Here is a 17,581-nt window from a genome sequence, read left to right as displayed (position 1 = left end):
TTTTATTATCGTTAAGTTTTCCCTAGATGTAAAGGGGAAATGAAGGAAATTGTTCTACTTACCTTATTCTTTGTTCAGTATAACATGATTACTCTAGAATAACTTCTCACGATAAAAGAAAAAGTGCCCATAATGTGAGCACTTACTTTTTTAAAGCTTCTGCGTAAAGGTGGCTTGGGAAGTGTGCTTTATCTTTTCCTAAGACATTGGAATCTCTCCTAAAGCAAGGCTCTCCTCTCTTCCCATTCAAAGACCCATTTCATCCCCTATGGTGTCTAACTAAACTTCCAAGTTTTTAAACATCATTTTTTAATTATATGTCATTAAAGAAAACAGCTCATAGTTATTTAAACGCTCTCGCCCATTTAAATAACCAAGCTCAATCAAAAATGCAATGCCAACCACGATACCACCAAGATCTTCAACCATCTTAATGGTTGCTTCAATCGTACCTCCCGTTGCCAAAAGGTCATCTGTAATTAAAATACGTTGTCCTTTTTTAATGGCGTCACGATGAATCGTTAGAACATCTTTTCCATATTCCAAACCGTAGTCCACAGAAATGACATCACGTGGTAATTTTCCAGCTTTACGCACAGGAACAAATCCCTTTTCGAGCGCATATGAAATCGGACAGCCGATAACAAAACCTCGCGCTTCTGGGCCAACCACTAAATCTATGTCTTTATCGCGAGCAAAAGCAGCCATTTCATCAATGGCAGCCTTGTAAACTTCACCCTCTTGCATAAGTGTTGTAATATCTTTGAAGAGAATACCGTTTTTGGGGTAATCTTCCACAATCGTAATATACTTCTTAAAATCCATTTACACCGTCTCCTTGACTTCTTGTTCTTTCCGCTTTATAAACTGGTCAAACCACATTTTCAACTCATCATAGGATGAATACACAAACTCATTTTCAAGCTGTGCTTGTTCTTTCTTTCGTCTAAATGTATGAGATTCTTCAAGACTTTTCTTTTCTGGGTTATCCAACGCAATAATCAAACCATCATTTATTGTAACAAACCCAAGCTCTAAAAACACATTGGACATAAATTCAACCGTTTGCTCAGACCACCCTTTATATTTCGCTAATTCTTTACCTCTTTTTACATCAAACGTTTTTTGTTTTAGCAAAAAAGCATAAAACCATTTAAATTGTTCACGAGTCGGATCCGTTGTAAAAAAGGAATCCTCTACTTGATGAAAAATTGTATAAACTCGTTCCGGTAAACCATTTCCACAAAAAAACTCTTTGATTTCAGTGCGTTCATATGGTAAATCAAGTAACACTACGTATTTACCAGTAAGGTTCAAATCAGGACCAGTCGCTAAATGAACCGACATCTTCTCTGGTATCGCTAATTTTCTAGCCGTATCAGAACGAAATGCAACCAATACTCTATTATCTTCCGTCAATTGTGCTAGTCTTTCTGCGATTCTTTGCTTTTGAATGCTTCTCCAATCAAAGAGCTGCCATTCCTTAACTGCCATGTCCTCAATCATCATTTGAGGCTTCACGTTTCCATTCCACTCGTTAATTGAAAGAGTTCCTACCGCTGAGATTTTTGCTGATGAAGACATCTCATCATGCAGATGCCCTAAATTAAAACCGATGCCATCTAAGTTTCCCCCATTTTGGGAAAAGCTAATTTTCAAATGGTTAGAGTCACTCCCAATTCGACGCATTTCTGCAAGATTAACACCTTCAAGCATGACTTTTGGCGTTGGGTTACTAACACCAAAAGGAGCAAGCTCTTCCAACTGCGAAATAACATTTAATGACACTTCATCAACACTTGCTACTAAATCAATCTGTGATATCGGAATAAAGTCTTGAGCGGATAACGATTCACTCGCCTGCTTGTTTAAGCGTTCGCGTAATAAATCGACATTTACTAGACTCATTGTAAGTCCTGCAGCCATTGGATGTCCTCCAAAATGTGGCAGAATATCGCGACTCTTTGAGAGTTCTTCAAACATATCAAAACCTGCAATACTTCTAGCCGACCCTTTTGCTTGTCCTTTTTCTTCATCAAAACTAAGAACAATCGTCGGCCTGTAAAACCGTTCCACTAGCCTTGAAGCCACAATTCCAATTACACCAGCATTCCATCCATAGTTACCAATGATTAAGACATTGTTTTCTTTAGCTGGGTATAAGCGCTCTACCATATCAACTGCTTCTTCTGCAATTTCATTTACGATAAATTGTCGTTCTTTATTTAGAGCATCTATCTCTGTTGCCAATTGTCTAGCCTTTTCTTGGTCGTCAGTTACTAAAAGCTCCACCGCAGGGTCAGCAGAAGCAAGTCGACCAGCCGCGTTAATTCTTGGACCAATTCCAAAACCAACATGGTCGGCTCTAATCGCTTCACTTCCAAATCCACATACTTTCTTTAAAGCTATTAATCCAGGTTTCTCAGTTTCTTGTAGAGCAATCAAACCTTCCTTTGCCAAAAGACGATTTTCATCAACTAACGGAACTAAATCTGCTATGGTCCCAATCACAGCGATATCAAATAGCTCTATCGGTATACGATTTAAAAGTGCTTGAGCAACCTTAAAAGCAACGCCAACACCCGCTAATCCCTTGAATGGGTAAGGACAATTGGGCTTTTTAGGGTTAACAATCGCATAGGCAGCCGGTAAGATAGGGGGAGCTTCGTGATGGTCAGTGACAATGAAATCTAAGCCAATTTCTTTTGCAATAGCCGCTTCATGTACGGCAGCAATACCTGTATCTACTGTGACAACAAGGCTGTAGCCATCTTCTTTTGCTTTACGTAAAGCAGGTTCATTCGGACCATAACCTTCAGTAAACCGATTAGGAATGTAATAGTCAAAGTCTGCATTTAAATAGCGAAGCGTATACACCATCACTGCCGTACTACTAACCCCATCTGCATCATAGTCTCCAAATACGAGTATACGCTCCTTTTTTTCAATAGCTTCGCGAATTCGTAGTACCGTTTCTTTCATCCCATCTAACAAATACGGATCATGAAAACTCATCTGTTCCTTATATAAAAATTTTCGTGCTCGTTCTATCGTATCAATTCCTCGATTTAGTAATAATTTTGCAACAAGTGGAGCAATCTTTAATTCCTCAGCAAGCGCATGTACTTTTTCGATTTCTTGACTTTTTATGTTCCATCTAGCCTTAGGTTTTAACATAGATAACACCCCTTGACCATCCCATTATACAGGAGCCGTCAAGAGGTGACAATGCTTAGTGGAAGCTAGTTATTTGTTGTGTTTTTTTCCAATTTTCTATCTTCAGTATGAAGAGTTTTCTCTGTAGCTTTTGTCTCATTCTTTCCTTTAAACTCTTTACTATTTGTTAGCCTCAATCGTTTTACTTCTGATTGCAACTGATAAATTCGAACCATACTTAGAGCCCCTGCTATAATTGCACCCATAAACACCGAACCTAAAATAACTAATATTAATGGCCATTCCGCAACACCGAATAAATAATTGACTCTTACCGCTTCAACATTAATCACTGCAAAGACAGCAATAATTATCGCAGCCAGTATGCCTCCGATTAGTCCCCATTGTCCTTTCATGTCATATCCTCCTCTCTCCTCATTCGGATACTTTTTCATACGGATTTATATGAACGAGGACATCTTGAACAAGCTTATCCTCGAGTAACCGCACTTTGACATTCTTTCCAATCGCATGACCTTCCCGAACCGTTATTTCGGGATTGACTGCAATTTTAATATCTACAATAACATAGTGCCCATGTTCTCTCGCCAAAAACTCGTCAACATTCAATACACCTTCTACATTTGCAGCTGCATTCTTCATCTCAACCGTATCTTCTTCATGTAAGACATGATCAAGCGCATTATGAATGGATTGCTTTCCTAACGTCCAAGCCATCTTTGCAATTAACACGGCAACAAACGCACTGGCTAACGCATCTCCATAAACGAGGAAAGGGATATTTAGGTACCCACCTAAAATAGCAGCACCGATCCCAATTAAAGCCGCAATCGAGGAATAAACATCTGAACGATGGTGCCAAGCATCTACCATTAATGCTTCACTCTTATATTTTTTACCCAAATTATACTTATATCGAAACATTAATTCTTTTACTAGTATCGAAAACAGCACTGCATAAATCGCTAGCATTTTAGGGACTACCACAGGTTCAAAGAACGACTGAAATGCATTTAAAGCGATCTCAAATCCGACAATAACTAATAAAACAGCAACGATAATTGCTGCAACAGATTCAGCTTTGCCATGACCATATGGATGATCTTCATCTGGAGGCATTTTAGCTGCCCTAACTCCAACTAAAACAACAACAGAACCAACAACATCCGAGGCAGAATGAACCGCATCCGCTATTAAAGCACGACTATTTGCCATAATACCAATTATAGCTTTTATAATGGCTAAAACAATATTACCAATAATACCAATCCAGGCTGCAAAACGTACCTTTCGATAACGAATGTCTGATTCTTCCATATAAACACCCTCTTTTTAAATATCTAACCCTCTTTATTTTACCAAGAACTAGTTGATGGTATGCAAAAAATGTTACTTCCCTCCTCAAACACAAAGACCATGGCAAATACCATGGTCTTAGCTGTTTTAAACGGTCGGTTCTTCTTCTGGGTCAGGTGAACTTTTAAATTTTTGTTTACTAAGCTGCTTCGACTTCCAGATCAGCCACAGTTGCGAGGCTAGGAACATCGAAGAATATGTTCCTGCTACAAGACCAACCAATAGTGCAAACGCGAAAGAACGAATAGCTTCTCCACCAAATATCATAATTGCTGCGGCAGCAAATACAACAGTTAGAACTGTATTGATGGACCTTGCCATAGTTTGAACCAAGCTAGTGTTAACGATATTCGCAAGATCATTAAAATCTTTTACTCTCTTAGTGAGCTTCATGTTTTCACGAATTCGGTCAAACGTAACGATGGTATCATTTATTGAGTAACCAACAATAGTCAGAACCGCTGCAATAAATGGAACGTTCACCTCAATCTGAAGTAAACTAAAAATAGCTATAATGAAAAATGCATCATGCAATAGTGCAACAATCGCCGCAATTCCATACAAAAGTTCAAAGCGAATTGTTACATATATAATAATCCCAATGGAAGCAATAAGTACGGAAATTATCGCATTTTGAGCTAATTCTTTTCCTACTGTGGGAGAAACTGTCCCTACGCTCGGCTCAGCACCATATTTTTCTTTAAAATGCGTTTGAATTTCTGAAATGTCATCTGCGTCTAGGATGTCAACAAAACGTGCGACAGCTAACTCATTTTGGTCTCCTGCTAGGGTAATATCACTCGGCTCATATCCTTCACCAATCTGAGCAAATTCATTAGACACTTGGTCCGCAGTTAAAGGTTCTTGACTAAGAACTTCTACGCGCGAACCACTTTCAAAATCAATCCCTAAATTTAAGCCCATTGTTAGTAATAAAATGATTCCAAGCAAAGCAAAGGCAGAAGAAAAAATAAAGTACTTTTTCCGGTGTTTTACGAAATCAATTTCTCTTTTTTGAAAATTAAAGCTCACTGATTTCACCTTCCTTTACTCCAAAAAAGCCTGGCTTTTTATTTAATGCGCGACTATTAATCCAAAGCCCAAGTAGAAGTCTTGATCCATAGACGGCTGTAACAAAGCTTGTTAATATACTGACAATCAACATAACCGCAAACCCTTGAACAGAGCTTGTCCCGTAAGAAAATAACACAGTAGCCGCTAAAATAGTTGTAATATTTGCATCTAATATCGTAGATAAAGAGCGGCGACTTCCCGCTTTAAAGGATGACATCATAGATTTCCCTGAACGAATTTCTTCCTTAATCCGTTCATATGTAATGATGTTGGCATCAACAGCCATTCCGACTCCTAATATGAGAGCAGCGATACCAGGCAACGTAAGAACAGCATTCATCAAATTAAAGACTAAGAGAACCAAATAAATATACGCACTTAATGTAATAACAGCAATTCCACCCATAAAACGATAATAAAAAAGCATATAGGCAAAAATTAAAATGATTCCAATAAATCCTGCGTACACTGTTTTTTGCATCGCTTGTTCTCCAAGTGACGCCCCAACAGAACTCGAGAAAATTTCCTCTAATTGAACAGGTAGTGAACCAGCGTTAAGAACTTCTGAGATAAATTTTGTTTCCTCAAGTGTGAAACTACCACTAATCATTACATCACGAGAAGGAATCGTATGTTCTACACTTGCTGCAGAAAGAAATTTAGGCTCTGGCTTTAACATCTCTTCTTTATATGAGTCAACGCCTTCCTCAAAATCTAACCAAATTACTAATAAGTTTTCACCTGGAGGCCGTTGAGAAATTTCTCGTGTAACGTCCTCGAATCGTTTTGCATCTTTCAAAGTTAGTGTCACAATCGGGTCATTTGTTTGGTCTTTAAACGAAGCACTTGCTCCATTTTCTTTCAAATCACTTCCATCTAATAATACCTTATCATCTACATCACGAAATGTTAAGTTCGCCTCTGTTGATAATAATTCACGAGCTGTTTGTTGGTCTTCAACACCAGCAAGTTGAACGCGAATCCTGTCATCCCCTTCGATTTGGATGTTAGGCTCTGAGACACCGATTACATTTACACGCTGATTAAGTGCGCTTACTGTGGCATTCAACGTGTCGTCATTAATGTCTTCACCATCATTCGCTTGATGGACTTGGTACAGAATTTCAAATCCACCTTGAAGATCTAATCCGAGCTTTATTTCTTTCGTAATCCCCATCACCGTCTGACTCATGATTCCACCGAGGATAAGTACGATGAGAAAAAAAGCATAAATCCGTCCTTTTTTCACCATGTCCCTAAAAAGCCTCCTTCAATTAACGCAATAATGCTTGTCGGAAATGACAAGCATTCATATCTACACAATAGTCCTATTATATCGGTCAATGAAAATCCCTGTCAATTGCCTAGCGATGCTTATGATTTATTCTTTAACTCAAAAAACCAATCTTCTGGTTCTTTATAAGAGTTGACCGTTAACCATGTCATATAATCCTGTGGCTTTAACGTCAACAATACGTTGACAAATTCATGAAGATGCATAAAATCTTTTCTTTTTCTAAGACGGTGAATGACACATTTCCATATATCCTCCGATGTTGCCCGGCCATAGCCAAGAAAATGAAACTCATCAAGTTTTGATTGTAAACAAGGACTTACATCTTCTCTCCAACTATCAAATTGCTGTTTCTCCTCCATAGATAAAACACCTCGCAAGTTAAAAAATAGAATAAATAGCGATAGTAACCCCTAAACCGGCAATGACCACCCCAATAGCTATCGATAGTAAAGCTGATCTAAACGGAATAAAGAAGAGTATCGCTGCAAGACTTGCAGACCAAGCACCTGTTGTTGGCAAAGGAACAGCTGTAAATAAAATAAGACCAAGTGCACCAAATTTCTCAACATTATTACTTTTCTTCATTGTTCGATTATACAGCCAATCGTAAAAACGTCTATATAACGAAAAACGGAGCATCCATTTACTAATCGGCCGAAATAAAACTAAAATCGGAATGATTGGGAGTAAATTACCAATCATTGAATAAATAAAAGCTTCCGTAGCTGATAAACCTTGGAGAAAGGCAAGCGGAATTCCTGCACGCAACTCCAAAATTGGTAAAGCGGAAACAAATACAACCAACAACTCAGGTGGCAAAAATCCAAAATTCTCTAAAATAAAATGTTCAATGGTTTCCTTCAACGACCGTTCCTCTCCTTCGAAGCTTACTAAAATGTACGCCTAATTTAATAATTAACAAAACCAAAGTTAATTCAGTTTGCGATGAAAGTTTCCTCAAAATTTGACGGAAAAAGAGATTGATAGAAAAACAAGTTCTTTTTCTTAATGTCATCATTGAAACTACTTGTCATGCTTGACCTATTACTAAGCATATAAATAATAACGGAAAATATCCATCATTTTTTAGGAAAGTAGGGCAGTTAAATGACAAAACAGACCTTCCTGAAGGGAACGTTCATCCTAATAATTGCAGGTCTAATTACGAGGCTACTTGGATTTGTAAATAGAATTGTTGTTGCAAGAATCATGGGAGCTGAAGGTGTTGGTCTATATATGATGGCAGTGCCAACTTTGTTACTAGTCATAACTTTAACACAGTTAGGACTCCCTGTAGCTATTTCTAAACTTGTAGCTGAAGCAGAGGCAAGCGGTGACCGATTACGCATTAAACGAATTCTTGTTATTGCTCTTTCTGTGACAGGTACTTTAAGCATTATTTTCACAATTGCCATGATCGCCTTTGCACCGCTCGTTTCAAATCACCTTTTGACCGATTCAAGAGCCTATTACCCCCTCATTGCGATTGCACCCATCGTACCAATCGTTGCACTTTCTTCGGTCATGCGAGGGTACTTTCAAGGGCGTCAGAATATGAAACCTACCGCTATTTCTCAAGTTATTGAACAGGTGGTTAGAATTACGTTAGTCGCAGTTATGACCACAGCGTTTCTTCCAATGGGTGTAGAGTATGCCGCTGCTGGGGCCATGCTTTCTGTTGTTATCGGTGAATTCGCTTCACTTCTATACATGATTTTCATGTTTAAACAGAATAAGCGTTTTAAGGTAAGGCGTGATTTTTTTGATTTTGTTAAAACAGGTAAGCAAACATTTGGTGACTTAATGAGAATTGCATTACCAACAACAGGTAGTCGACTAATTGGCTCCTTGTCTCTCTTTTTTGAACCGATTGTCGTTGCACAAAGCCTTGCTTTAGCAGGTGTTGCTACTGTTATTGCAACTAAACAATATGGTGAGCTTGCGGGCTTTGTCATTCCTGTTATTTTGTTACCCACATTCATTACGTATTCGTTATCGGTTTCACTTGTACCTGCTGTTAGTGAAGCTTCTGCTAATAATCAACCGAAGTTAATACACCACCGACTAAGTCAGGCTTTACGAATTGCTTTGATTTCCGGGGGAATATCAGCTGTTGTCCTCTATACGTTCGCCGAACCTATTATGACACTTATGTACGATGCGCCAACCGTTGCTTCCTATGTTAAAATCATGGCGCCATTTACCATTTTTTTGTACTTCCAGGGACCACTACAGGCTACCCTTCAGGCTCTTGATCTTGCTAAAGCTGCAATGATGAATAGTTTATTTGGAGCAGCTATAAAAACAGCAGCGATATTCGTTCTTGCTTCGAGGCCAGAATTTGGGATTATGGGGGCTGCCCTAGCTATTGTAATTGGGTTTATCCTAGTCACCATGCTTCATTTTGCATCCGTCGTAAAAATGATAAGCTTCACGATTGACGTCAAAATAATCATCAAAGCAATTCTACTCATTGGTTCAACGGCATGGCTTGGCTTTCTTTTATATACGTATGCGTTTGTTGACTCGTCACTTTTAATAAAAACTGTCCTATGTATAGCATTAATCACCACTTTTTATAGTGTGGTCATGATTTTGCTTGGGCTTGTACTTCGTGAAGAATTAATCCGGGTCCCGGTAATCGGCAAATGGCTATGTGCGTTTGCTCCTCGTTGATTTCTTAACGAAATATACAAAAAGCAGCAGTTGAGACTATCCTCAACTGCTTTTTGTGAAACGAACATGACACTATCGCCTGTCCCGAATACAAAAGCGCTAAGCGCAAACAAAAAACTCCCTTGTCACAATAAACGAAGGAGTTTGTTACTTTTCATCCATCAAATCAACATAAAATGAATGGTCACCTTTTAACGAACAATACGAAATTTTTTTAATGTCTCGGTAACCTAATTTTCTCATTTCCTGTCTTAACCACAGCGGTGTTTGGTCAATTCTCTTCAAATGATCATGCTGGACTCTTCCATCTAATATTAATGGTAGCGGCATTTTAGGTACATTCTGTTGTAAATGGTCTTTTTTCTCAATTACAGAGAGTTTTCCAGAAGGCTCTAAAATAGCAAATTCAACATCTGATAAATTACTGATGTTTTTCTGCCTCAATTGAACAAGCAAATCATCAAAATTATAGCGCTGTTTTCTCATTTCTCCTTCATCGATTTTCCCCTCATTAATAAGTACAGAAGGCTCCCCATCAACTAAATCCCGTACCTTTTCACTCTTCAAAGACACGTACGCAAAAACAATTTGAATAAGGGATAACATTAAAATGGGAACAATTGTGTTCATCATCGGTACATTTACATCCTCAATCGAAATAACCGCTAACTCGGCTATCATAATAGAGACAACAAAATCTAAAAGAGATAATTGTCCGATTTCACGTTTCCCCATAAACCGAAGAATAAATAAAATAATAAAATAAATAAAAACTGTTCGCACTATAATTGTTATGTAGTCCATACCGCTCTCCCCTTTCCCCTACATTCTCCTTAAGTGTAGTATGACCGAGTGGAGAGCACACATGAATTGTAGCTTTTGGTAACAAACCAATTAAAAATAAATTAAATAACGGAAATACAGATAAACAGTGGAGATGATAAAAGATACGAGTGCTATCGGCATCCCAACTTTTAGAAATTCCCAATAACTAAAGCCTTGCTTTTGTTTCAACGCCATCCCTGCAACAATTACATTTGCTGTTGCTCCAATAATTGTCGCATTCCCTCCTAAACAGGCTCCAAGTGCAAGTGCCCACCAAAGAGGATCTAAATTTGTCATCCCATATTGCTGAAATTCAAGAATAACAGGAATCATCGCAGCAACAAACGGGATGTTATCTACAAAACCAGATAAAATTCCTGATCCCCATAAAATAAATAAAGCCATTTTTGGCAAATCGCCATCAGTGTAATAAATAATTGATTTAGCAATTTCATCAATAATTCCCACTTCTTTTAATCCACCTACTAACATAAATAAACCGACAAAGAAGAACAAGGTTACCCATTCCACAGAACGAAATACTTCCTCCATATCTTGTTCTTGGTGAGTAATGAGCATAAGTAGCAATGCTCCAACCATTGCAATACTTGTTAAGTCAATTTCGATTAAGGGTTGAATCATAAAACCAAACGTTGTTGCAGTAAGAACCGATACCGATTTTATCAATAAAACCCGGTCTTTAATAAAGTCATTTGGATTAATCGCCAGCAACCTTGCCTGATCCTGTTTGCGCACCTTCAACTGTCTTCGGTAATAAAGAACAAGTCCGACCATTATGACAGCATAAATGAAAAAAACAACGGGACTTAAATGGATGAGAAAATCGTTGAACGTTAAATGCCCTACTGCTTGACCAATCATTAAATTAGGAGGATCTCCGATTAACGTTGCAGTTCCTCCTATATTCGATGCCATGACAATTGATAATAAAAATGGTACTGCATTTAATTTCAATAAAGAGGTTAGGGTAAAGATAATTGGAACAATAAGTAGCACTGTCGTTACATTATTAAGAAAAGCAGAACCAAAAGCAGTTAACGTTGAAATCATAATCAATAATGGAATTGGACGTCCATCAACCCTCTTGGCAAGAGTAATCGCTACATATTCAAAAAAACCGCTTTGACTCGTAATCGAGACTAAAATCATCATCGAAAGCAATAACGTAATCGTATGCCAATCAATATGATGTAAAAAAGCAGCATCAACCCCATAAATGCCCGTAACAAGCATAAGAACGCCACCAAGGCATGAGATTACAGCGCGATTAAATTTTTCAGTTATGATAAAGAAGTAACTAATGATAAAAATGATTAAGGCCAAGGTCACTCCCATTTTTGTTCTCCTCTCCTGCACATTTCTACCATCCTATGACAAGCTTCCATGAAACATGTCCAAAACCATTTACAATTAATACGTCTATTTTGAACAAGCCTGAATAAGCTGTAGTATGGTTATTTTATTATTTAGAAAGGAGAGGAGTTCTTGGCATATCGAGGCTTTCTACCAGCAGTTTTCTTTGGAGTGGCAACTATCTTAGTGGTTGCCTTATCATTTAGTTTTGTTGTTTCCATTGTTTTGAAATTTACATCATTTACTGAACAATCCTTTTATTGGGTTATTTTAGTCACTGCATTTCTTGCAATGTTCATCGGTGGACTTGTATCAGGGGCAAAAGCTCGTGAGAAAGGATGGATGGCAGGCGCGGTTACAGCCCTGTTATTTTCTGTCTTAACGTTTCTCATTCAATATTTAGGTTATAACAACGGATTTTCAATAGAGCAGTACATGTTCCATGGGGGATATTTATTCGCAGCAGCATGCGGTGGCATTATTGGGGTTAATATATCAGGTTCAAGTTCAAATAAAAAATAAAGAAAACTCGGTCTCATAACCGAGTTTTCTTTTTTATTGAAGTAAGAGAAGCAGACAATGGTGTTGCTACTTATCTTATGTACGTAAGAGTGCATAATCAGTCTGGATTTACAACTTCTCTTACTGCTGACTTATCAAATGTCAGTTTTCGATTATCATTTACAAGGATAACCATAGTATCCTCATCAATGGCATCGATTGTTCCGTGTAGACCACCAATTGTAACAATCTTGTCTCCACGCTTAAGTGACGAGTGCATATCACGAACAGCCTTTTGTTTCTTTTGCTGTGGGCGGATTAACAAAAAGTAAAAAATCGCAAACATTAAAATTAGCGGTAATAAAGTACCAAGAATCTCCATTAAATTTCCCCTCCTTTCTAATCATAACTTTAGAAGTTTTTCGCATTGGGTTTATTAAAACCATATTGCTCAAAAAACTCTTCTTTGAAGTCAAGCAAACGATCATCACGTATCGCCTGTCGCACTTGCTCCATTAATTTTAACAGGAAATATAGATTATGGTAAGATGTTAACCTAAATCCGAACGTTTCTTCACATTTTACGAGGTGACGAATGTACGCTCTTGTGTAATTTTGGCAAACATGACAATCACAATTTTCATCTAAAGGTCTAAAGTCTCGTGCATATTTTGCATTTCTTACAACAAGCCGACCTTCACTTGTCATACATGTCCCATTTCTAGCAATTCTTGTTGGAAGAACACAATCGAACATATCGATTCCACGAATCGCTCCATCTATAAGCGAGTCAGGAGATCCGACACCCATTAAGTACCTTGGCTTATTCGCAGGAAGTAACGGGGTGGTGAATTCTAATACTCGATTCATAATATCTTTAGGCTCTCCAACCGACAAACCCCCGATGGCATACCCAGGGAAATCAAGAGAAACAAGATCCTGCGCACTTTGTTTACGAAGTTCCTCGTATTCTCCTCCTTGAACAATACCAAACAAACCTTGGTCTTCTGGTCTTTGATGGGCTGAGAGGCAACGCTCCGCCCACCGACTTGTCCGTTCCACTGACTTCTTCATATAGTCAAACTCTGCTGGAAACGGCGGACACTCGTCAAATGCCATCATAATATCGGACCCAAGCGCATTCTGAATGTCCATTGCACCTTCAGGGCTTAAGAAGAGCTTTTCCCCACTCATATGATTTCGGAAATGAACACCCTCTTCTTCTATCTTGCGCAAGTCACTTAAGCTAAAGACCTGAAATCCACCAGAGTCTGTTAAAATGGGGCGTTTCCAGTTCATAAACTTGTGCAGACCGCCAGCTTCCTTCACAATCTCATGGCCTGGACGAAGCCAGAGGTGATAGGTGTTACTCAAAATAATTTGAGCATTCATATCATATAAATCTTCGGGGCTCATTGTCTTTACCGTAGCTAATGTTCCAACCGGCATGAAAATAGGTGTTTCGATGGAACCGTGAGGCGTGTGGACGCGTCCAAGTCTAGCTCCTGATTGTTTGCATGTTTTTATTAATTCATATGTGACAGCAGCCATCTTACTTCCTCCTTGTACATGCTTTAACGAATAAACATTGCATCGCCAAAGCTAAAAAAGCGATATTTCCTATCTATTGCATGCTGATAGGCTTGGAGAATATTCTCTCGACCAGCCAATGCACTAACAAGCATGACAAGTGTGGACTTTGGCAAATGGAAATTTGTTAATAATCCATCTACTCCTTTATAAGTATATCCAGGGTAAATAAAAATCGATGTCCACCCTGAAGCTTCACAAAAAGCCCCATTCTCGTTCATGATTGTCTCTAAGGTTCGTGCAGATGTGGTACCAACTGCAATAATCTTTCCACCATTACCACGAACTTCATTTAATAATCGACTGGTTCCTTCACTCATCTGATAAAATTCGGAGTGCATCTCATGTTCTTCAATTGACTCCACATTTACTGGACGAAACGTTCCAAGTCCAACATGTAAAGTAATAAAGGCAACATGAACACCTTTTTGTTGGATTTGCTCAAGTAAATCTGTCGTAAAATGAAGTCCCGCAGTTGGTGCAGCAGCAGATCCACGATTTTTTGCAAAAACAGTTTGATAACGTTCTTGATCATCTAACTGCTCTTTAATATATGGAGGTAGAGGCATTTCACCTAATTCATCCAACACTTCATGAAATATTCCTTCGTAAGTCATTTTCAGGATTCTTCCGCCGTGCTCTGCTTCTCCTACGCACGTAGCAGTTAAGAGTCCGTCTCCAAAAAAAATAGTCGTCCCAACCTTTACACGCTTTCCTGGCTTAACAAGTGTCTCCCATTTGTCGTCATCCAGCTGTTTCAGGAGGAGAACTTCAATTTTTGCTTTTGTGTCTTCCTTCACCCCGTATAACCTCGCTGGCATGACCCTTGTATCATTTAGAACAAGACAGTCACCAGACCTTAGTTCATTGATTATTTCGGTAAACGCACTATCCTGCATTGCACCTGTCTCTTTATCAAGGATTAGTAAACGAGACGCTGTTCGGTCTAGAAGTGGAGTTTGTGCAATTAACTCCTCCGGCAAATTAAAGTCAAAATCATTCACATCCATTTTCATTTCACCTTTCATGATGTCCGTACCTTTACATCTTTTAAAGCATACAGAACCTCACTTTAATAATCAAGTCTTTGCTAACTGTTAGCGGAATTTCCCGACAATAAAGAGGATGACAGAAAGAATTACACTAATTATAATCGATGTCACAATTGGAAAATAAATCGTCGTGTTTTCGCGTTTAATTAGAATATCGCCTGGCAGTTTTCCAAATGGAAGTAATCTACCACCTACTTGCCAAATTAATCCGATGACAATTAATGTAATCCCTAATCCAATTAGAAGTTTAGGAATTGAACTCATGACTTAGGAACCTCCAGTTGAAAATGCTGATAACATAATGGCGTCACCAATCGACCACGTGGTGTACGCTGCAAAAAGCCAATTTGTAACAAATAGGGTTCATATACATCCTCAATTGTGTCAGCTTCTTCACCTATAGTTGCTGAGATTGTCTCCAGTCCAACCGGGCCCCCTCGAAACTTTTCAATCATTCCTTTTAATAATTTATGGTCAATATGATCAAGTCCTAGACGGTCAACTTGCAATTTCCCTAATGCTGATTGAGCCAAATCAGGGGTTATTGTTCCATCGCCTTGCACTTGAGCGAAATCTCGAACTCTTCGTAATAAACGATTTGCTATACGAGGCGTCCCCCTTGAACGTCTAGCAATTTCTTCAGCTGCTAGCGGATGAAGTTCCACAGCAAAAATTTCTGCAGTACGTTCAACAATTACAGCTAAATCCTGTTCTGTATAATACTCTAAACGAGCAAGAACGCCAAAACGATCACGCAAAGGAGCCGATAACATCCCCGCTCTAGTCGTCGCTCCAACTAATGTAAAAGGGGGTAACTCCAGCCTTACAGAACGGGCCGTTGGACCTTTTCCAATGACAATATCTAAACAAAAATCCTCCATTGCTGGGTAAAGAACCTCTTCAACCATGCGGTTCAGGCGATGAATTTCATCAATAAACAACACATCTCCAGGCTCTAACGCAGTTAATATTGCAGCCAGATCTCCCGGACGTTCAATTGCCGGGCCAGAAGTTGTTCTCATTTGCACACCCATCTCTGTGGCAATAATTGCAGAGAGCGTAGTTTTCCCTAGTCCAGGCGGACCATAAAGTAAGACATGATCCAGGCTTTCCTCCCTTAGTTTTGCAGCCTCAATAAATACTTCAAGATTTCTTTTCACCTTTTCTTGACCTATGTATTGACTTAAATTGTGTGGGCGGATGCTTTGTTCAATTGAATGATCAATCTCTTGGATCTCTGCAGATACCATTCGTTCTTCCATCTTACTCCCTCCTATTTACCTTTTTAAAAGAAGGTGCAATGCCTTCTTTATGTAGGCATCCGTTGCAAGCTTTTCTTCCTCTAACTGTGGACGAATCTTTTTTAACTCTTTTTCAACATATCCAAGCGCCTGTAAAGCTTCTAATGCCTCTTCAAGTTCATTATTTTCGGAAATAGCTCTTTCATTTCCTAAACTTTCCTTGTGAGGCCGTAGTAAATTCGCTTGAAACTCATCCAGTTTTCCTTTTAAGTCTAAGATGATTTGTCTCGCTGTCTTTTTGCCCACTCCAGGGAATTTAACGAGATACGTTTCATCTTCAGATTCAATTGCAGCCACAACATCTTCAGGTTGGCCTGATGCTAAAATTGCTAAAGCCCCTTTTGGACCTATTCCAGAAACATTAAGTAATTTCTCAAACAAAGAACGTTCATCCTTTGTTCTAAATCCGTATAATCGGAGGACATCTTCACGGACGTATTGGTATGTATAGATTCGAACTACCTCATCAATATCTTTTTGAAAGACATAAGGATTCGAACAATATAGTTGATAGCCAATTCCCTGATTTTCGATAACAGTATACTGTGTTTCAACTTCAATAAGCTTTCCTTGTATAAAATCAATCACCTGTTTACTTCCTCTCCACATGCGAACATTTATTTCTATTTTATCACATTTACGTTTAGGTCTAACATAAGAGTAACGAAAAAGCTGATTCAATTTAGAATCAGCTTTTTTGGCTTTTACATTTCTTTAGTTTTGTATTGACTAAAGACATGGAGAACTTCGTTATAGTGTTCACGACTTTCAACAGGAATTCCATTTTTCAAATCAAGATGTTGTCTGCTTTTTAATTTAGTCGTATCTACTTGAAAAAATGATTGAATAATTTGAGCATTGTTTGGATTACCTTCATAAATATTTAAAGTACCATCTTCTGAAATCCCAAAATAACCATTTACTTTTAAAAGGGGGGAAATGTCATTTACACGTTGCCTAAAGATTATTCTTTCCTCACTTTGATCAATTAACATCCAATCTTGATAATACGCCCAAAAATCTTCCATTGACCAAATCGTCTCTTGAACGCGTTCCTCGGATAATTCACCATCCAAATATTCTCGCTCAAGTATCACTTCAATCGTTGCAGCTTCATTCGTAATTTGTTTGACTTCTTGAGCTTGCGTCTTTTGAACCATTGGATAAATTAAAGTTAACATTCCAATGATAATCACTATTGTGATGAACGGGTATTCTTTAACTCGAGAAAAACATTGTAATCCCTTCACCATTTTCACCACCATTTGTAAATTTCTTATAATCTCTAGTATGCACGCTTATTTCGTTATCCATAACCACTTTTATTTTTTTGTTTTATTAAGTGCTATCTATGTAAA

The 17,581-nt window shown here is 38.4% G+C and carries 19 protein-coding genes; 2 read left to right on the top strand and 17 right to left on the bottom strand.

Annotated elements, in window-relative coordinates; genetic code table 11:
* Positions 1–309: 309 nt before the first annotated feature.
* The 8 genes from CEF19_RS13850 to CEF19_RS13815 form a co-directional block, all read right to left on the bottom strand.
* On the bottom strand, positions 310–825 hold the full coding sequence (locus tag CEF19_RS13850; RefSeq protein WP_100406588.1) for an adenine phosphoribosyltransferase: 516 nt from the start codon (positions 823–825) through the stop codon (positions 310–312).
* On the bottom strand, positions 826–3,177 hold the full coding sequence (recJ, locus tag CEF19_RS13845; protein ID WP_100406587.1) for a single-stranded-DNA-specific exonuclease RecJ: 2,352 nt from the start codon (positions 3,175–3,177) through the stop codon (positions 826–828).
* 65 nt (positions 3,178–3,242) lie between these two features.
* Positions 3,243–3,572, bottom strand: coding sequence for a LapA family protein (locus CEF19_RS13840; protein ID WP_100406586.1), 330 nt, complete (start codon positions 3,570–3,572; stop codon positions 3,243–3,245).
* 19 nt (positions 3,573–3,591) lie between these two features.
* Positions 3,592–4,494 carry a cation diffusion facilitator family transporter gene (locus CEF19_RS13835; protein ID WP_100406585.1) on the bottom strand — a complete coding sequence of 301 codons (903 nt, stop codon included), beginning with the start codon at positions 4,492–4,494 and terminating at the stop codon, positions 3,592–3,594.
* A gap of 126 nt (positions 4,495–4,620) precedes the next feature.
* Positions 4,621–5,565, bottom strand: coding sequence for a protein translocase subunit SecF (gene secF, locus CEF19_RS13830; protein WP_100406584.1), 945 nt, complete (start codon positions 5,563–5,565; stop codon positions 4,621–4,623).
* Positions 5,555–6,859 carry a protein translocase subunit SecD gene (gene secD, locus CEF19_RS13825; protein ID WP_100406583.1) on the bottom strand — a complete coding sequence of 435 codons (1,305 nt, stop codon included), beginning with the start codon at positions 6,857–6,859 and terminating at the stop codon, positions 5,555–5,557. Before secD ends, secF begins: the two co-directional genes overlap by 11 nt.
* A 122-nt stretch (positions 6,860–6,981) precedes the next feature.
* Positions 6,982–7,263: a post-transcriptional regulator gene (locus tag CEF19_RS13820; protein WP_100406582.1), complete on the bottom strand. Its 282-nt coding sequence runs from the start codon at positions 7,261–7,263 to the stop codon at positions 6,982–6,984.
* 19 nt (positions 7,264–7,282) lie between these two features.
* A complete protein-coding gene (locus CEF19_RS13815) occupies positions 7,283–7,768 on the bottom strand; it encodes a COG2426 family protein (RefSeq protein WP_100406581.1) in 486 nt (161 codons plus the stop codon).
* A 243-nt stretch (positions 7,769–8,011) separates the two neighbouring features.
* Here CEF19_RS13815 and spoVB point away from each other — a divergent pair, with 243 nt between their 5' ends.
* Positions 8,012–9,580, top strand: coding sequence for a stage V sporulation protein B (spoVB, locus tag CEF19_RS13810; protein WP_100406580.1), 1,569 nt, complete (start codon positions 8,012–8,014; stop codon positions 9,578–9,580).
* 147 nt (positions 9,581–9,727) lie between these two features.
* Here spoVB and CEF19_RS13805 read toward each other — a convergent pair whose 3' ends face one another.
* Entirely contained in the window at positions 9,728–10,384 is a 657-nt protein-coding gene (locus tag CEF19_RS13805) for a DUF421 domain-containing protein (protein ID WP_100406579.1), read from the bottom strand.
* Positions 10,385–10,474: 90 nt separating this feature from the next.
* A complete protein-coding gene (locus CEF19_RS13800; protein ID WP_100406578.1) occupies positions 10,475–11,761 on the bottom strand; it encodes an ArsB/NhaD family transporter in 1,287 nt (428 codons plus the stop codon).
* Positions 11,762–11,911: 150 nt separating this feature from the next.
* On the opposite strand from CEF19_RS13800, the gene CEF19_RS13795 reads away from it, so the two are divergent.
* Positions 11,912–12,301: a TIGR04086 family membrane protein gene (locus tag CEF19_RS13795; protein WP_100406577.1), complete on the top strand. Its 390-nt coding sequence runs from the start codon at positions 11,912–11,914 to the stop codon at positions 12,299–12,301.
* Between the two features lie 97 nt (positions 12,302–12,398).
* Here the strand turns inward: CEF19_RS13795 and yajC are convergent, their stop codons facing one another.
* From yajC to CEF19_RS13760, 7 genes are all read right to left on the bottom strand, one after another.
* Positions 12,399–12,662 (bottom strand): preprotein translocase subunit YajC, encoded by a 264-nt coding sequence (gene yajC, locus CEF19_RS13790; protein WP_100406576.1) that lies wholly within the window; start codon positions 12,660–12,662, stop codon positions 12,399–12,401.
* A 29-nt stretch (positions 12,663–12,691) separates the two neighbouring features.
* Positions 12,692–13,831, bottom strand: a complete 1,140-nt coding sequence (gene tgt, locus CEF19_RS13785) for a tRNA guanosine(34) transglycosylase Tgt (RefSeq protein ID WP_100406575.1) — start codon at positions 13,829–13,831, stop codon at positions 12,692–12,694.
* A gap of 23 nt (positions 13,832–13,854) precedes the next feature.
* On the bottom strand, positions 13,855–14,880 hold the full coding sequence (queA, locus tag CEF19_RS13780; protein ID WP_100406574.1) for a tRNA preQ1(34) S-adenosylmethionine ribosyltransferase-isomerase QueA: 1,026 nt from the start codon (positions 14,878–14,880) through the stop codon (positions 13,855–13,857).
* Between the two features lie 87 nt (positions 14,881–14,967).
* On the bottom strand, positions 14,968–15,186 hold the full coding sequence (locus CEF19_RS13775) for a DUF2905 domain-containing protein (protein ID WP_100406573.1): 219 nt from the start codon (positions 15,184–15,186) through the stop codon (positions 14,968–14,970).
* Positions 15,183–16,184, bottom strand: a complete 1,002-nt coding sequence (gene ruvB, locus CEF19_RS13770) for a Holliday junction branch migration DNA helicase RuvB (RefSeq protein WP_100406572.1) — start codon at positions 16,182–16,184, stop codon at positions 15,183–15,185. The genes CEF19_RS13775 and ruvB overlap by 4 nt, the downstream gene beginning before the upstream one ends.
* 15 nt (positions 16,185–16,199) lie before the next feature.
* Positions 16,200–16,811, bottom strand: a complete 612-nt coding sequence (gene ruvA / locus CEF19_RS13765) for a Holliday junction branch migration protein RuvA (RefSeq protein ID WP_100406571.1) — start codon at positions 16,809–16,811, stop codon at positions 16,200–16,202.
* Positions 16,812–16,927: 116 nt separating this feature from the next.
* Positions 16,928–17,476 (bottom strand): intercompartmental signaling factor BofC, encoded by a 549-nt coding sequence (locus tag CEF19_RS13760; RefSeq protein ID WP_100406570.1) that lies wholly within the window; start codon positions 17,474–17,476, stop codon positions 16,928–16,930.
* Positions 17,477–17,581: the final 105 nt, after the last annotated feature.

It is taken from the genome of Bacillus solitudinis (genome assembly GCF_002797395.1).
Classification (GTDB): domain Bacteria; phylum Bacillota; class Bacilli; order Bacillales; family Bacillaceae_D; genus Halalkalibacter_A; species Halalkalibacter_A solitudinis.
This window is presented reverse-complemented; position numbering and strand designations above follow the sequence as displayed.